This window comes from Streptomyces sp. SP18BB07, assembly GCF_036322545.1.
GTDB classification, from domain to species: domain Bacteria; phylum Actinomycetota; class Actinomycetes; order Streptomycetales; family Streptomycetaceae; genus Streptomyces; species Streptomyces deccanensis.
Window position 1 is genome coordinate 240,489 of the sequence record NZ_JAQYWT010000340.1, and the last position, 15,875, is coordinate 256,363.

General features: G+C 70.8%; 14 protein-coding genes and 1 tRNA gene. 8 read left to right on the forward strand and 7 right to left on the reverse strand.

All coding sequences use genetic code 11. From position 1 onward, the window contains the following. The 4 genes from efeB (at position 1) to PUR53_RS29225 (ending at position 5,178) form a co-directional block, all read left to right on the forward strand. Positions 1-1,338 carry an iron uptake transporter deferrochelatase/peroxidase subunit gene (efeB, locus tag PUR53_RS29210; protein WP_329901866.1) on the forward strand — a complete coding sequence of 446 codons (1,338 nt, stop codon included), beginning with the start codon at positions 1-3 and terminating at the stop codon, positions 1,336-1,338. A 136-nt stretch (positions 1,339-1,474) separates the two neighbouring features. Further along, entirely contained in the window at positions 1,475-2,410 is a 936-nt protein-coding gene (gene pheA, locus PUR53_RS29215) for a prephenate dehydratase (RefSeq protein ID WP_239755792.1), read from the forward strand. A gap of 570 nt (positions 2,411-2,980) precedes the next feature. After that, positions 2,981-4,258, forward strand: coding sequence for a serine--tRNA ligase (serS, locus tag PUR53_RS29220; protein ID WP_329910178.1), 1,278 nt, complete (start codon positions 2,981-2,983; stop codon positions 4,256-4,258). After that, positions 4,255-5,178, forward strand: coding sequence for an HAD family hydrolase (locus PUR53_RS29225; RefSeq protein ID WP_329910179.1), 924 nt, complete (start codon positions 4,255-4,257; stop codon positions 5,176-5,178). Before serS ends, PUR53_RS29225 begins: the two co-directional genes overlap by 4 nt. Positions 5,179-5,419: 241 nt before the next feature. On the opposite strand, the gene PUR53_RS29230 is transcribed toward PUR53_RS29225, so the two are convergent. The 6 genes from PUR53_RS29230 to PUR53_RS29255 form a co-directional block, all read right to left on the reverse strand. Continuing rightward, positions 5,420-5,503 (reverse strand) — tRNA-Ser (locus PUR53_RS29230). Between the two features lie 282 nt (positions 5,504-5,785). Further along, positions 5,786-6,031, reverse strand: a complete 246-nt coding sequence (locus PUR53_RS29235; protein WP_329901863.1) for an SGM_3592 family protein — start codon at positions 6,029-6,031, stop codon at positions 5,786-5,788. A gap of 153 nt (positions 6,032-6,184) precedes the next feature. Then, complete coding sequence (locus tag PUR53_RS29240) at positions 6,185-6,904, reverse strand: ABC transporter permease (RefSeq protein WP_329901862.1); 720 nt, start codon at positions 6,902-6,904, stop codon at positions 6,185-6,187. Positions 6,905-6,914: 10 nt separating this feature from the next. Then, positions 6,915-7,826, reverse strand: coding sequence for an ABC transporter ATP-binding protein (locus tag PUR53_RS29245; RefSeq protein WP_239755797.1), 912 nt, complete (start codon positions 7,824-7,826; stop codon positions 6,915-6,917). Beyond that, a complete protein-coding gene (locus tag PUR53_RS29250) occupies positions 7,823-8,761 on the reverse strand; it encodes an ABC transporter permease subunit (protein ID WP_329910180.1) in 939 nt (312 codons plus the stop codon). Before PUR53_RS29250 ends, PUR53_RS29245 begins: the two co-directional genes overlap by 4 nt. Beyond that, the gene (locus tag PUR53_RS29255) at positions 8,751-9,740 is read right to left on the reverse strand and encodes an ABC transporter ATP-binding protein (protein WP_329910285.1); all 990 of its coding nucleotides are present in this window, start codon (positions 9,738-9,740) and stop codon (positions 8,751-8,753) included. Before PUR53_RS29255 ends, PUR53_RS29250 begins: the two co-directional genes overlap by 11 nt. Before the next feature lie 406 nt (positions 9,741-10,146). Between PUR53_RS29255 and PUR53_RS29260 the strand changes: the two genes are divergently transcribed. The 4 genes from PUR53_RS29260 (at position 10,147) to PUR53_RS29275 (ending at position 14,620) form a co-directional block, all read left to right on the forward strand. Next, positions 10,147-11,913 carry an SDR family oxidoreductase gene (locus tag PUR53_RS29260; RefSeq protein WP_329910181.1) on the forward strand — a complete coding sequence of 589 codons (1,767 nt, stop codon included), beginning with the start codon at positions 10,147-10,149 and terminating at the stop codon, positions 11,911-11,913. Between the two features lie 189 nt (positions 11,914-12,102). Beyond that, a complete protein-coding gene (locus PUR53_RS29265; RefSeq protein ID WP_329901859.1) occupies positions 12,103-12,651 on the forward strand; it encodes an RNA 2'-phosphotransferase in 549 nt (182 codons plus the stop codon). A gap of 36 nt (positions 12,652-12,687) precedes the next feature. Beyond that, a complete protein-coding gene (locus tag PUR53_RS29270; RefSeq protein ID WP_329901858.1) occupies positions 12,688-13,590 on the forward strand; it encodes an LLM class flavin-dependent oxidoreductase in 903 nt (300 codons plus the stop codon). A 160-nt stretch (positions 13,591-13,750) separates the two neighbouring features. Continuing rightward, positions 13,751-14,620: an HAD family hydrolase gene (locus tag PUR53_RS29275; RefSeq protein WP_329910182.1), complete on the forward strand. Its 870-nt coding sequence runs from the start codon at positions 13,751-13,753 to the stop codon at positions 14,618-14,620. Positions 14,621-14,640: 20 nt separating this feature from the next. Here PUR53_RS29275 and PUR53_RS29280 read toward each other — a convergent pair whose 3' ends face one another. Then, positions 14,641-15,705, reverse strand: coding sequence for a M23 family metallopeptidase (locus PUR53_RS29280; RefSeq protein WP_329910183.1), 1,065 nt, complete (start codon positions 15,703-15,705; stop codon positions 14,641-14,643). Positions 15,706-15,875 lie beyond the last annotated feature (170 nt).

Below are 15,875 nucleotides of genomic sequence, written 5' to 3' on the forward strand. Positions count from 1 at the left end.
ATGGCTGACCAGAACCTCGTCGAAGACGGCTCCGCCGCGCCGACGAGACAGGAAGACCCGGCCCCCGGGAACCTCGCGAACGGAACCGTCTCCCGGCGCCGTCTGCTCGGCACGGCCGGCGCCACCGGCCTCGCACTGGGTGCGGCGGGGGCCGCCGGGGGCTATGCGGTCGGCTCTGCCTCCGCGTCCTCCTCCGAGAAGGTCACCCCCCTGTCCTCGCTCGGCGCGGGGGAGGTGAGGTTTCACGTGAAACATCAGCCGGGGATCACCACCCCGCTCCAGGCCCGAGGCCATCTCGTCGCCTTCGACCTGGCCGCCGGGGCGGGGCGCAAGGAGGCGGCCGCTCTGCTGCGCCGCTGGTCGGACACGGCCCGGCGGCTGATGGCAGGCGAGCCCGCGGCTCAGGACGACACCGATATCGCCCTTGACGCGGGCCCCTCGTCGTTGACGGTCACCTTCGGCTTCGGCCACAGCTTCTTCGCCCGTACCGGTCTGGAGAAGCAGCGCCCGGAGTCCCTGGACCCGCTGCCGGACTTCTCCTCGGACCAGCTCGACAGGGCGCGCAGCAACGGTGATCTGTGGGTGCAGATCGGGGCGGACGACGCGCTCGTCGCCTTCCACGCCCTGCGCGCGATCCAGAAGGACGCGGGTGGCGCGGCCCGGGTGCGGTGGCAGATGAACGGCTTCAACCGTTCACCGGGCGCCACGGCCCACCCCATGACCGCCCGCAATCTGATGGGGCAGGTCGACGGCACGCGCAACCCTAAGCCGACCGAGTCCGACTTCGACGAGCGGATCTTCGTGCCCGAGTCCGCCTCACCGAGCACCTCCGGCGACCCCGCGTGGATGGCGAACGGCTCCTACGCCGTCGTACGCCGTATCCGCATGCTGCTCGACGACTGGGAGCAGCTCTCGGTCAAGGAGCAGGAGAACGTCATCGGGCGCCGGAAGTCCGACGGCGCGCCGCTGAGCGGGGGCGCGAAGGCGACGGAGACGACCGCGATGGATCTGGAGAAGACGGACGCCCAGGGCAATCTCCTCGTACCGATCAACGCGCACGCCCGCATCACCCGCCCCGACCAGAACGGCGGCGCGGCCATGCTCCGCCGCCCGTTCTCCTTCCACGACGGCATCGACGCGAAGGGCGTGCCCGACGCCGGTCTCCTCTTCGTCTGCTGGCAGGCCGACCCCCTGCGGGGTTTCGTCACCGTCCAACGCAAGCTCGACCGCGGCGACGCGCTGTCGAAGTTCATCCGCCACGAGTCGAGCGGCCTCTTCGCGGTGCCGGGAGGCGCGGCGGAGGGGGAGTACGTGGGGCAGCGGTTGCTGGAGGGCTGACGACCGGGCCGCCGGACCGGGGGGCGTCTGCCGGACCCGGACCGTACCGCCGGTCCGGAGGCCCTCCTACCGGACCGGGACCGTACCGCCGGTCCGGAGGTCGTCCTGCCGGACCGGGGCCCATTAGGGTGAGTCCATGCCAGCCAGCTACGTGTACCTCGGCCCCGAGGGCACCTTCACCGAGGTCGCCCTGCGCACGCTGCCGGAGTCCGCGACCCGCGAGCTCGTCCCGATGGTGTCCGTGCCCGCCGCACTCGACGCCGTCCGCAACGGCGAGGCCGAGGCCGCGTTCGTCCCGATCGAGAACTCCGTGGAGGGCGGCATCACGACCACGCTCGACGAGCTGGTCGCCGGCGCCCCGCTGATGATCTACCGCGAGGTGCTCCTCTCGATCACCTTCGCGCTCCTGGTCCGGCCGGGCACCCAGCTCTCGGACATCAAGACGGTCACCGCCCACCCGGCCGCCCAGCCGCAGGTCCGCAACTGGATGAAGGCCAACCTCCCGCCCGACGTCGTCTGGGAGTCCGCCGCCTCGAACGCCGACGGCGCCCGTCTCGTCCAGGAAGGCCGTTACGACGCCGCATTCGCCGGCGAGTTCGCGGCCTCGCGGTACGGCCTGGAGGCCCTGGAGACCGAGATCCACGACGCGGAGAACGCCCAGACCCGGTTCGTCCTGGTCGGCCGTCCCGCCCGGCCCGCCGCCCCGACCGGCTCCGACAAGACGTCCGTCGTCATCTGGCAGCGCGACGACCACCCCGGCGGACTGCGCGACCTGCTCGGCGAGTTCGCCGTCCGCGGTGTCAACCTCATGCTCCTGCAGTCCCGCCCGACCGGCGAGGGCATCGGCAACTACTGCTTCGCCATCGATGCCGAGGGCCATATCTCCGACCGCCGGGTGGCGGAGGCGCTGATGGGCCTCAAGCGGGTCTGCCTCCAGGTGCGCTTCCTCGGCTCGTACCCGCGTGCGGACGCCGCCACCGCGAAGGTCCGGCCCACGCTGCCGGGCACCTCCGACGCCGAGTTCGTGGCCGCGTCGGACTGGGTGGCGCGCTGCCAGGACGGCCGCTTCTGATCCGGCCCGCCGCCGGTGCTACCTGCCTATTTTCTTTGTCCACAGAAGTTATCCACAGGGCACCTTCTCGACCTGGGGACAAGTCGACAACGCAGCCCCAGTCAGTCGACAAATCCCCTTCGCTGACCCCTCTGTGTCCACAACCCCGTAGGTCACCCTTCGTCCACGTGTTTCCTCACGTCAATCCTTTAGAGCGACCCATTCCCCCACCAATCCACTCGAAAGTGTGCGTGAAGGTGGTTTGGGTCGGGAATCCTCAAGGCGGAGCCCTATATCCCCGGCGATCTTTCTCGACGTCCACAGATCTTTCGCACAGCCTGTGGATAACTCTGCGGCGCCGCGGGTTCCTGTGGACGACCGATCCCCAAGTCCCTTGCCGCACAAGGGAGTCGAGTCAACCAGGCGCCGCACGCCTGCCCCCTTTCAGGGGGTCACCCCTCCATTCATTGACTTTCACCGGCATCCGTCAGGACGTCCCGACGTGATCGACATTCCGCCCAATAGCCCGCATAAAGGGCGTACCGCGAATTCAAGTCGTGGGCCGGAACCACGCACCGGTAGCCTTGAGGGGTGATTGACCTTCGCCTGCTCCGTGAGGACCCCGACCGTGTGCGCGCGTCCCAGCGCGCCCGTGGAGAGGACGTCGCGCTCGTCGACTCCCTCCTGTCCGCCGACGAGCGGCGCAGGTCGTCCGGCGTCCGCTTCGACGAGCTCCGCGCCGAGCAGAAGTCGCTCGGCAAGCTGATCCCCAAGGCCTCCGCCGACGAGAAGGCCGAGCTGCTCAAGCGCGCGGAACAGCTCAAGGCCGACGTCAAGGCCGCCGACGCCGAGCGCGACGCGGCCGACAGCGAGACCCAGGAGCTCCTCCTCCAGCTGGGCAACCTCGTCCACCCCGACGTCCCCGTCGGCGGCGAGGAGGACTTCGTCACGCTGGAGACGCACGGCGACATCCGGGACTTCGCGGCCGAGGGCTTCGAGCCCAAGGACCACCTGGAGCTCGGCACGATCCTCGGCGCCATCGACACCGAGCGCGGCGCCAAGGTCTCCGGCTCGCGCTTCTACTTCCTGACGGGTATCGGCGCCCTCCTCGAACTCGCCCTGGTCAACGCGGCGATCGCCCAGGCCACCGCGGCCGGCTTCACCCCGATGCTGACCCCGGCGCTGGTCCGCCCGCAGTCCATGGCCGGCACCGGCTTCCTCGGCCAGGCCGCCCAGGACGTCTACCACCTCGACAAGGACGACCTGTACCTGGTCGGCACGTCCGAGGTCGCGCTCGCGGCGTACCACATGGACGAGATCATCGACGCCGACCGCCTCCCCCTGCGCTACGCGGGCTTCTCCCCCTGCTTCCGTCGCGAGGCCGGTTCGCACGGCAAGGACACCCGGGGCATCTTCCGCGTCCACCAGTTCGACAAGGTCGAGATGTTCTCGTACGTCGCGCCGGAGGACTCGCAGGCCGAGCACCAGCGCCTGCTGGACTGGGAGAAGCAGTGGCTGACGTCGCTCGAGCTGCCCTTCCGGGTCATCGACGTCGCCTCCGCCGACCTCGGCTCCTCGGCCTCGCGCAAGTTCGACTGCGAGGCGTGGATCCCGACCCAGGGCAAGTACCGCGAGCTGACCTCGACGTCCGACTGCACGGAGTACCAGTCGCGCCGCCTGCAGATCCGCGTCCGTGACGGCAAGCAGGTCAAGCCGCTGGCCACGCTCAACGGCACGCTCTGCGCCGTCCCGCGCACCATCGTGGCGATCCTGGAGAACCACCAGCAGGCCGACGGCTCGGTCCGCGTCCCCGAGATCCTCCGCCCGTACCTGGGCGGCCGCGAGGTGCTGGAGCCGGTAGCCAAGTGAGCGAAGCGGCAGCCACCGGGGGCTCCACGGACTCCGGCGAGACCACGATGTCCGAAGCCCCCGGGGCGTCCGTCCCCGAGCCCGAGGTTCCCGAGGTCTCCGACCCGTCCGTGACGCCCCCGGGCTTCCCCTACAAGCTGATCGCGACCGACCTCGACGGAACGCTTCTCCGCTCCGACGACTCGGTCTCCCGGCGCACCCGTGAAGCGCTCGCCGCGGCCACCGCGGCGGGCGCCGCCCACATCGTCGTCACCGGCCGGGCCGTGCCCTGGACCCGCCACATCCTCGACGACCTCGGCTACCGGGGACTGGCCGTCTGCGGTCAGGGCGCACAGGTCTACGACGCCGGGGAGCACCGGCTGCTCACGGCGGTCACCCTGGACCGGCAGCTCGCCGCGGTCGCGCTCGCCAAGATCGAGGCGGAGGTCGGACCCCTGCACCTGGCCGCCAGCCGCGCGGGCCTGGACGGCGAGATCCTGGTCGGCTCCGGATACGCCGCCCTGCACGGCTCGCTCCCCACCACCCCGCTCACGGACGTGTCCGAGCTCTGGGCCGCCCCGCTGAACAAGATCTACATACAGCACCCCACGCTGACCTCCGACGAACTCACCGAGGCGTCCCGCCAGGCCGCCGGCGGCTTCGTCACGGTCGCCATGGCCGGCGAGGGCATCGTCGAGCTGCTCCCCCTCGGCCTCACCAAGGCCACCGGTCTCTCCCTCGCCGCCCGCCGCCTCGGCATGAAGCGCACGGACACCATCGCCTTCGGCGACATGCCCAACGACATCCCCATGTTCACCTGGGCCACCCACGGCGTAGCCATGGCCAACGCCCACGTCGACCTCAAGGCCGTCGCCGACGAGGTGACCTCCTCGAACGAGGATGACGGCATCGCCGAGGTACTGGAACGCCTGCTCCCCTGAGGGGGACGCCGACGGCCCCCGCGTTGGCGAGGGCCTACAGGAGTGGTGCGGCACCACCGCAGATCACCCGGGCGCCATCGACCCACGTGCTGAGCCCGGCCCAGCCTCACGAGTCTTCCTGCGCCTACCCCCGGGCACAGCGTCGCGAGCCTCTCCACACGTAGCCCCGGCCCAGTCTTGCGAGCCTCTCCACGTGGCCCCGGCCCCACGACCCGGCCACGTCACAGCGACAGCGAAACGGCGGAGGATGCACGGATCGAACGTGCGCGGGCAGAACCCGACCACGGCTTAGCAAGCCGGTGCCTTACCACTCGGCCAATCCTCCGGGTGGGCGGCCCACGCGAAGCGATTCGCGCGCTCGAAGCGGCCGCCCCGGGCAGCTCCCCACTGGGGGACGGACTCGACGGAGGGGTAACTACTCCGGAGTCCGCCGTGGGCTGCCCTGCGGGGAACTCGACGTACTGCGCCTGAAGGACAGCATCGCCGGGCTCCTCTCCCAGTACGTGGCGCCGCTCGATCCGGCGACCTGGACATCAACCACTGTGCCCGGCGACCGAGTTGCCCGCCACCGAATATCGGCCGCCCGGCCCTCGGCCACGCCGAACGGTCACCGGCGGCGCCACTTGCGGCGTCGCGCCTTGCTGAAGAACCACCCGGCGGGCGGCTCGTCCGAGCGCCAAGGCTGGGGATCCGGGGCCTGTCGCCGCCACCGCGCCGTCAACATGCGGGCCCGCGCCGACGGTTCGGCCGTCTCGGCGGACCGTATGAAGTCCTCGTCCAGCACGAGGTCGTCCCAGACGTCCTCACCCGTGCCCCGCGTCTCGCCGCCGTCGGCCGAACCCTCCGCCGTCATCCCCGTGCCTCCCGCCCTCCGGCCGCCCTTCCTGGCCGTGTATGTCCCGCTTCTGTCCCGCGTATCCGTCCTGCCCAGTCTGCATGGACGCGCGTGAAGCCGTCGTCAAGATCGGAGGAGGGCCTCCGGGGCGGTTCGCCCCGGAGGGTTCCGTCACTCCTCGCCGGCGAGCTTCAGCGTCCGCAGCTTCTGCCCCGCGTACCAGGTCGCGCCGGCCGTGACGACCGTCAACAGGACCACCGCGGTGGGCAGTCCGACGTCGGAGGTCACCAGACCGCCGTCGGTGACCTTCTGGGCGACGGCCAGCGCCCACTGCTGGACGCTGAGGGTGCGCGCCCCCTCCACCAGGGAGCCGAAGAGGGTCTCCCAGACGAGTGCGTAGACGAGCCCGAAGACGACCGCGTGCCGGGTGACCGTCCCGAGGAGCAGGAACATCGCGGCGTACGCGATCGAGGCGACCAGCGCCGCCACCGTGTAGGCGACGGCGATCTGCTGCCCGTTGCCGTTCAGGATCAGGCCCGCGATCAGTGTCGGTACGGCCGAGAAGGCCATGGTCACCGCGATCGCCACGATCAGCTTGGTGAAGATGATCGTCGGCCGCTTCACCGGCTTGGCCAGCAGATACACCACGGAGCCGTCGTCGATCTCCGGCCCGATCGCGCCTGTTCCCGCGATGACGCCGATGATCGGCACCATCGTGGCGAGCGCGAATCCGCCCAGGAGATCCGCGGCCACCTGGTCGTCGGCGCCGCTCAGGGCGCGCACGGCCACGGCGAGCACGAGCAACAGGGCGGGCAGCGCGCTGAGGATGAGGGCCCGACGGCGGCCGAGCAGGGCCCGGTAGGTGAGCCGGGCGACTGTGGGGTCGTACATGTTCGGCCTCCTACGCCGCGACGAGATACGAGAAGACGGACTCGAGGGACTCGTCCGACGGCGAGACCGTGAGCAGACGGATGCCGTGGTCCCGGGCCACCCTCGGCAGCAGGGTCGTGAACCGGCCGAAGTCGACGGCCTGGACACGCAACGCGCCCTCGGCCAGATCCACTTCGATCCCGGCGGTCGACGGGTCGGCGATCAGCGCGGCGGCCAGGGCCCGGTCGTCGCTGGAGCGCACCAGATAGCGGTGCGGGCGGTCGGTCATCAGTCGGCGGATGCGCCGGAAGTCACCGCTCGCCGCGTGCCGTCCGGCGACGATCACCTCGATGTGGGCCGCCAACTGCTCGACCTCTTCGAGGATGTGGGACGAGAACAGCACCGTGCGACCCTCGTCGCCCATCCGCCGCAGCAGGTCCATGAGCTGCATGCGCTGGCGCGGATCCATTCCGTTGAACGGCTCGTCCAGCAGCAGCAGTGACGGTTCGTGGACCAGCGCCGACGCCATCTTCACGCGCTGGCGCATGCCCTTGGAGTACGTCGAGATCTTGCGGTCCTGCGCGTACTCCATCTCCACCGTGGCCAGCGCCCGCTGGGCCGCCGTCGCCCCGAGGCCGTGCAACTCGGCGTTGGCGACGACGAATTCGCGGCCGGTGAGGAAGTCGTACATCGCCTCGCGCTCGGGGACGATGCCGATGTGCTTGTAGATCTGCTCGTTGCGCCACACCGGTGTGCCGTCGAGGGTGACGGAGCCCGTGGAGGGGGCGAGGAAGCCGCCCATCATGTTGATGAGGGTGGACTTGCCGGCGCCGTTCGGGCCGAGCAGGCCGGTGACACCGGGGCCGATCGTCATCGTGACGTCGTTGACCGCCACCACGTTGCCGAACCAGCGGGAGACGTGGTCGATGTTGAGCGTGGTCACAGCCCGACCTTTCGGTAGCGGCGCATCAGCAGGCCGTAGGAGCCGGCGATGAGACCCAGGACGACGAGGACGTAGAGGGCTCCCTGCCCGTCGGAGGGCCCGTGCCCGCCGGGGAAGGCGGAGGTGGCGCCCAGGAAGGCGGTCTGCACGCCGTCGATGAGCGTGATGGGCGAGAAGAAGCCGAGCCACGGCACCGCGTCCGAGCTGTTCTGCTCGGTGGCGATGGCCTGGACGACGGACACAGCGCCGTAGGAGATCGTCAGAACGGCGATGACGGCCGCGATGCCGAAGCCCCGCCGCGGGGTGACCGCCGAGATCACCAGGCCGATGCCCGCGAAGAGGAGCGACAGCAACGCCACGGACACCAGTCCCTGTGCCAATCCCTTGGTCTGGTCGGTGAAGTCGAGCTTGGCCAGCAGCGCGCCGACGTAGAGCACGAGCAGGGGCACGGCGGTGAGGATGAACAGCGCCGAGGTCAGCGCCGCGAACTTCGCGCGGACGTAGTCGGCGGTCTCGATCGGGCGCGAGAAGTACAGCGGGACGGTCTTGAAGCGCAGGTCGCGCGAGACCGACTGGGGTGCCTGGGAGGCGACGTACAGGCCGATGACGGCCTGCATGATGACCGCGTAGTCGGTGTACTTGACGGGCAGGTCGTTGGCCTGCGTGGCCACCGAGACCGCCACCATGATGGCCGCCGGCACGCACATCACCGCGAACAGCAGCATGGGCAGCACCTTGGACTTGGCCGAGCGGCCCAGTCCGTACGCGCCGCGCAGGGACTGCGAGTACAGCGAGCGCCGGGCGTAGGCGCGACCGAGGCGGGGGCCGTCGTAGGAGCGGTATCCGATGTTGTGGATACGGCTCTGCTCGCCCGTGCGGGCGGGCTGTCCGCCGTCGAGGGACGGTGCCGGTGCACCGTGCTGCTCAACCGCCATGGCCGACCGCCTCCTTTCCTGCGTCCTGGGCGCTACGCGTGCCCTGCTGCTCCTCGTTGTCCTGGAAGACCTCCGCGATCTGGTGCCTGCGCTGCTCCATGCGGACCAGGCCGAGGCCCAGGTCGGCGACGACGTCGCGGATCAGGTCGTAGGTCTCGTCACCCTGGGCGGTGAGCAGCAGGATGTGCCCGGCGCCCGGGAGGCCGCTGCCGTCGGAGACGGTGACCCCGCGCGCGTGGAGGGCCTGACGCAGTGCGCCGGTGCCGTCCGGGTGCTCGTCGCTGTCGGTGACCTCGATCGCGAGGGTCGCCGTGCTCTGGGTGAAGTCCCTGGTGGAGCTGGACCGCAGGAGCTTGCCGCCGTCGACCACGACCACGTGGTCGCAGGTGCGCTCCAGTTCGCCGAGCAGATGGGAGGTGACCAGGACGGAGATGCCGAAGTCGGTGTGGATGCGGCGGATGAGGCCGAGCATCTCGTCCCGGCCGACCGGGTCCAGGCCGTTGGTCGGCTCGTCCAGGAAGACCAGCTGCGGGTCGTGCACCAGGGCCTGGGCGAGTTTCACCCGCTGTTTCATGCCGGTGGAGTAGCCGCCGATGGGGCGGTACCGCTCCTCGTACAGACCGACGTGCCGCAGGGTGTCCGCGGTGCGCTCACGCGCGGCGGTCGGCGGGAGGCCGGACATGCGGGCCATGTGCACGACGAACTCGGTGGCCGAGACGTCGGGCGGCAGGCAGTCGTGCTCCGGCATGTACCCCACGCGCTCGCGAATGGCGCCGCCCTTGGTGGCGACGTCGAGGCCGAGCACCTCCGCGCGGCCCTCCGAGGCGGGGGACAGACCCAGCAGGATTTTGATCAGTGTGGACTTGCCGGCGCCATTGGCACCGACGAGTCCGGTCACACCGGGTCCGATGTCCACGGAGAGCCGGTCAAGAGCGGTCACCCTCGGGAACCGCTTGCTCAGGCTTTCGGTCGCGATCACAGTCACGATTTAGACATTAGGGGCGTGGGCCACCGCGGTCGTCAGCCCGCAGAGCTGTCTCGGTCTCACCCTCGAGTCGTACGGGCTCCTAGGGGGCATCCATCGCCGGTCCCCCTAGGGGTCACCCTGAGGTCGAACAGGTGGACAGAGCCGAGCCGCGCGCGAGGGGCCGTCAGGAGAGGGAACGACCGACGTCGCGGTTTCGTGCCCGCGTCCGCTCCTTTCTTCATATCTCCGGAGCGGCCCGCAGTCGCGGGGTTGTCCACAGCCCGCGCGCACCCCCATTGACGCAGCCATCGATCGCTGGCACATTCGCCTACGTCACATGACGATCACGGAACGTAGTCGACCAGGGTGGGTACGAGGACGGGCGCGGCAGCGGCTGCCGAGGCCCGAAGGGGGAGACATGGCGGATGCCGGGACGCTCAAAGATGCGCGGGAGCGCAGGGTGCGCGCCGACGGAGTCGAGTTGTGCGTCGCAGAACTCGGCGATCCCGGGCGGCCGACCGTGGTGCTCGTGCACGGCTATCCCGACTCCAAGGAGGTCTGGTCCGAGGTCGCCGTACGGCTCGCGGAGCACTTCCACGTGGTGCTGTACGACGTCCGCGGCCACGGCGGTTCCACGGCTCCGGAGCCCCTGCGCGGGGGATTCACGCTGGAGAAGCTGACGGACGACTTCCTGGCGGTCGTGGACGCCGTCAGCCCGGACCGCCCCGTGCACCTGGTGGGACACGACTGGGGGTCGGTCCAGGGCTGGGAGTTCGCGACGGTCGAGCGCACCGAGGGGCGCATCGCGTCCTTCACCTCGATGTCCGGCCCCTCCCTCGACCACATGGGGCACTGGATCAAGCGGCGGGTGAAGCGCCCCACCCCGCGTCGGATCGGTCAACTCCTCGGCCAGGGGGCCAGATCCTGGTACGTCTACGTGCTGCACACCCCCGTACTGCCCGAGCTCGCCTGGCGCGGCCCCCTCGGCAAGTGGTGGCCCGGCCTGGTCCGCAGAGCCGAGAAGCTGCCCCGGGGCGACTACCCCAGCGCGTCGCTGCCCACCGACGCCGCGCACGGGGCCTGGCTGTACCGGGACAACATGCGAGCCCGTCTGGCCGACCCCCGGGACGACGCGTACGCCCACGTGCCCGTGCAGCTCATCACGCCCCTGGACGACCAGTTCCTCTCCGAGCGGCTCCACGACGACCTGGAGTCATGGGTTCCGCGGCTCACCCGCCGCACTCTGCCGACCAAGCACTGGATACCGCGCACCCGGCCCGATCAGCTGGCCGCCTGGATCACCGAGTTCGTCACGGCGACCGAGGAAGGGCGCCGGACGCCGATGGCCACCGGGCGGCACACCGACCGCTTCGGCGGGCAGTTGGTGCTGGTCACCGGCGCGGCCGGCGGCATCGGCCGGGCCACAGCCCTCGCGTTCGCCGAGGCGGGGGCACGCGTCGTCGCCGTCGACCTGGACGCCGAAGGAGCGGCACGGACCGCGGAGTCGGCCCGGCAGGTCGGAGCGCCCGAAGCCTGGGCGGAGACGGTCGACGTCTCGGACGAGCAGGCCATGGAGAAGCTCGCGAAGAAGGTCGCCGCCGAGCACGGAGTGGTCGACGTCCTGGTGAACAACGCGGGGATCGGGCTGTCCGGGTCCTTCCTGGACACGACCTTCGAGGAGTGGCGCAAGGTCCTCGACGTCAACCTGTGGGGCGTGATCCACGGTTGCCGGCTCTTCGGCAGGCAGATGACCGAGCGCGGCCAGGGCGGCCACATCGTCAACATCGCCTCGGCCGCGGCGTATCTGCCCTCCCGGTCGCTGCCCGCGTACAGCACCTCCAAGGCGGCGGTCCTGATGCTGAGCGAGTGCCTGCGCGCGGAACTGGCCGGGCAGGGCATCGGGGTGTCGGCGATCTGTCCCGGCATCGTCAACACCGGCATCACCTCGACCGCGCGCTTCGCGGGCGTCGACGCGGCGGAGGAGAAGCGCCGGCAGCGCAGGGCCGCGAAGCTCTACGGACTGCGGAACTACCCGCCGGAGAAGGTCGCGGAGGCCGTCCTGCGCGCGGTCGTCCGGAACCAGGCGGTCGTCCCCGTCACCCCGGAAGCCCGCGGCGGTCGCTTCATGGCCCGGTTCACCCCCCGAGCCCTGCGCGCCCTCGCCCGCCTTGAGCCGCCGCTGTGAGCCCCGGTACCGAGAAGGACGAGCGGGCCGTACGGATCTCGCGGGTGCCGCTCGCGACAACCCTGAATTCGGCGGGTCGTTGTCCACAGAATCTTCAATTCCCCTGTGGATAACTCCACTTGTCTGTGGATCAAACATCCACGGCAAAATCAAGTGCGTGACGCGGGTCTCGCCAGGCACGCTGGCGAGATGAACGAACGACGTACCGTGAGAGTGTCGAAGTACCTCTCGAAACACCTGAGACACCAGCCGGAGCGGATCGGGCTCGCGCTCGACGAGGGCGGCTGGGTGGGGATCGACACGCTCATGGAGGCGGCCGCCGCCCACGGTTTCCCCTTCACCAGGGCCGAGCTCGACCATGTGGTCGAGGCCAACGACAAGCGACGCTTCGCGGTCGAGGGAGACCGGATCCGCGCCAACCAGGGCCACACCGTCGAGGTCGACCTGGGGCTGCCTCCCGCGACCCCACCCCCGTACCTCTACCACGGGACCGTGGCGGCCTTCCTGGGCGCGATCCGCGCCGAAGGGCTGCGCGCCATGAACCGCCACGACGTGCACCTCTCACCCGACCGCGAGACCGCCACCCGCGTCGGCGCCCGCCGCGGCCGACCCGTGGTGCTGTCCGTGGACTCGGGCGCCATGCACCGCGACGGCCATGTCTTCCGGGTCAGCGACAACGGGGTGTGGCTGACCGAGGCGGTCCCGCCCCGGTACCTGCGGTTCCCGGAGTCGCACTGAGTGGGACCACTCGGCGGGTGCCCTTACGCTCGGGGTATGAGTCTGCGTCTGAGCACCGTGATCCTGCCGTACCTCCGCTGGCACGAGGGCGGCCGTGACATGTGGCAGCGGGCCGAGCAGCTCGGGTTCCACACCGCGTTCACCTACGACCACCTGTCCTGGCGGACCTTCCGGGACGGGCCGTGGTTCGGCGCCGTACCCACCCTGACCGCGGCGGCCGCCGTCACCGACCGTATCCGCCTCGGCACGCTGGTGACCTCGCCGAACTTCCGGCACCCGGTGACCCTCGCCAAGGAACTGATCTCCCTCGACGACATCTCCGGCGGCCGGCTCACCCTGGGCGTCGGCGCGGGCGGAACCGGCTTCGACGCCACCGCGCTCGGCCAGGAACCGTGGACGCCGCGTGAGCGCGCCGACCGTCTCGCCGAGTTCGTCCCCCTGCTCGACCGGCTGCTCACCGAGGACTCCGTCTCGTACGAGGGCGACTACTACTCCGCCCATGAGGCGCGCAACATCCCCGGCTGCGTCCAGCGCCCCCGGCTGCCCTTCGCGGTGGCCGCCACCGGGCCGCGCGGGATGCGGCTGGCCGCCCGGTACGGGCAGGCCTGGGTGACCACCGGGGACCCCAAGCTGTTCGAGTCGGGCACGCCCGAGCAGTCGGTTCAGGCCATTCGTGGACAGGTCGACAAGCTGGCCGACACGGCCGCCGCGGTCGGCCGCGACGCGGCCCGGCTCGACAAGATCCTCCTCACCGGTTTCACACCGGACCGAGGCCGCCCCCTGGAGTCCCTCGACGCCTTCGTGGACTTCGCGGGCCGCCACGCCGAGCTGGGTGTCACCGACCTCGTGATCCACTGGCCGATCCCGGACTCGGACTTCGCCGCGGACGAGAAGGTCTTCGAGCGGATCGCCATGGAGGCCCCGGCCCAGTTGGCGTGACGCGCTCCACAGCCGGCGCGGCCGGGCAGAGTGCACAGCTCGGAGAAGTGCGGGAACTGCCGCCGGCAACAGGCCGGCCAGCGGAGCTGCGGGTCCCACGATCACTCACTTGTGCGGGCACCCGCACGACCGTGCACGCATATGCGCGACAATGGGGCCCGTGACCTCAGCGACGCGACAGCCCGAGACCCCGGCCCCGACCGTCCCGCTCCGGCTCATAGCCACGGACCTCGACGGCACCCTGCTCCGCGACGACAAGTCGGTCTCGCCCCGCACCGTCGCCGCCCTCGCGGCCGCGGAGGAGGCGGGCGTCGAGGTCTTCTTCGTCACCGGCCGCCCGGCCCGCTGGATGGACGTCGTCAGCGAGCACGTCCACGGTCACGGCCTCGCGATCTGCGGAAACGGTGCCGCCGTGGTCGACCTGCACGGCGGGCCCGGCGCCCACCGCTTCGTCAAGGTCCGCGAACTGCCCCGCGAGAACGCCCTCGACGCCGTACGGCTGCTGCGTGAGGCCGCGCCGGGCACGGTGTACGCGGTCGAGCAGACGTACGGCTTCAACCAGGAGCCCGACTACCCCAAGCTCCACATGGAGGTCCCCGACACCCTGGCGCCCGCCGAGAAACTGCTGGCCGCCGGTGGTGTGGCCGATCACGAACCGGTGCTGAAGATCCTCGCGTACCACCCGTCGATCGACCCCGACGACTTCCTCGCCACCGCGCGCATCGCCGTCGGCGACCGTGCCACCATCACGCGCTCCAGCCCCAGCGCCCTGCTGGAGATCAGCGGCCCGGGCGTCTCCAAGGCCAGCACCCTCGCCCTGTGCTGCGCCGAGCGCGGTATCTCGCACGAAGAGGTCGTCGCCTTCGGGGACATGCCGAACGACGTCGAGATGCTCACCTGGGCCGGCCAGTCCTACGCCATGGGCAACGCGCACCCGGACGTCCTCGCGGCGGCTTCCGGCCGGACCGTGGCCAACAACGACGACGGGGTGGCGGTCGTGATCGAGCGGCTCCTGGCGGAGCGGCTGTAGCGAGACCTGCTGAACACTTCCTACAACTTCACCCCGCGCTTCCGCAGCCACGGCACGGGGTCCACACCCGAGCCCAGCTCCGGGGTGACCCGTACCTCGAAGTGCAGGTGGGGGCCGGTGGAGTTGCCGGTGGTGCCCGACTGGCCGATCCACTGACCCGGGCGCACCCGGTCCCCCTGGTCGACGGTGACGGCGGCGAGGTGCGCGTACTGCGTGAAGTAGCCGTCCGCGTGCTCGACGACGATCTGGATGCCGAAGGCGCCCCCGCACGACACCTTCACCACGCGTCCCGCACCGACCGCTCGCACCGGCGTGCCGATCGGCACCGCGAAGTCCTGCCCGGTGTGCTGACCGGCCCAGCGCTCACCACCGCTGCCGTAGCCGGCGGAGAGTTCGTACGTGGCCACCGGGGCGACCCACGCGGCCGACGGCTCGCCGTCCGGCTGGTCCAGGCGGACGGCTCCCCGACAGGCTCCGGCCGCGACCGCTTCGTCGGCCTGGCCCTGGAGCGTCCACTGCGCCACTTCGAGCTTCTGCTCGATCGCCTTCTTGATCCCGGAGAGCCCGGTCTTCCACTCCTCCAGCGCGCGCCACGCCGTGGCCGCCTTCGCCTCGTCCGCGGCGAGCCGCGTCTCCGCGCGACGGCTCTTGGCCACGGCGTTGTTGACGGCCAGATCGGCCTGCCAGGCCGCCCGCTGACCTCGCATCAGCTCGTCGGGGTCCTCCGCGAACAGCATCTGTGCGGTGTACGGCACCCCGCCGCCCTCGCGGTACTGGGCCCGCGCGATCCGGCCGAGGTCGGCGTTGAGCACGGCGATCTGCTTCCGCTCCCGCGTGAGCAGCCTCTCCAACCGCTCCGTCTTCGTCTTCTGCGCCTCCGCCGCCTGCCGCCCCGCCTCGTACCGCTGTGTGGCGACCGCCGCCTCCTCGAACAGTCGCGCCACCCGCGCGCTGATGCCCTCCTCGGCGGGTGCGGCCTGGGTCCCGCCGCGATCGCTGTCGGCCGCCGCGGGCCGGGCCACGACAGTGGCCGAGGCGCACAGCACCACGGCGACGAACAGCGAGTGTCGGCGAGAGAAGCGCATAGCAGCGATCGTGGACCTGCCCCGCGCCAGAGTCCTGTTCGCGTCGTACGGCCGGGGGACACCATGCCCCGGACGGGCCAAGAAATGGAGCCGAACAGGGTCCGGACGGTGGGGCGTTCGGCGCGGATCCGTGCGACCTAGACGGTGAGGCGGTCGGCACGGACTCTCGC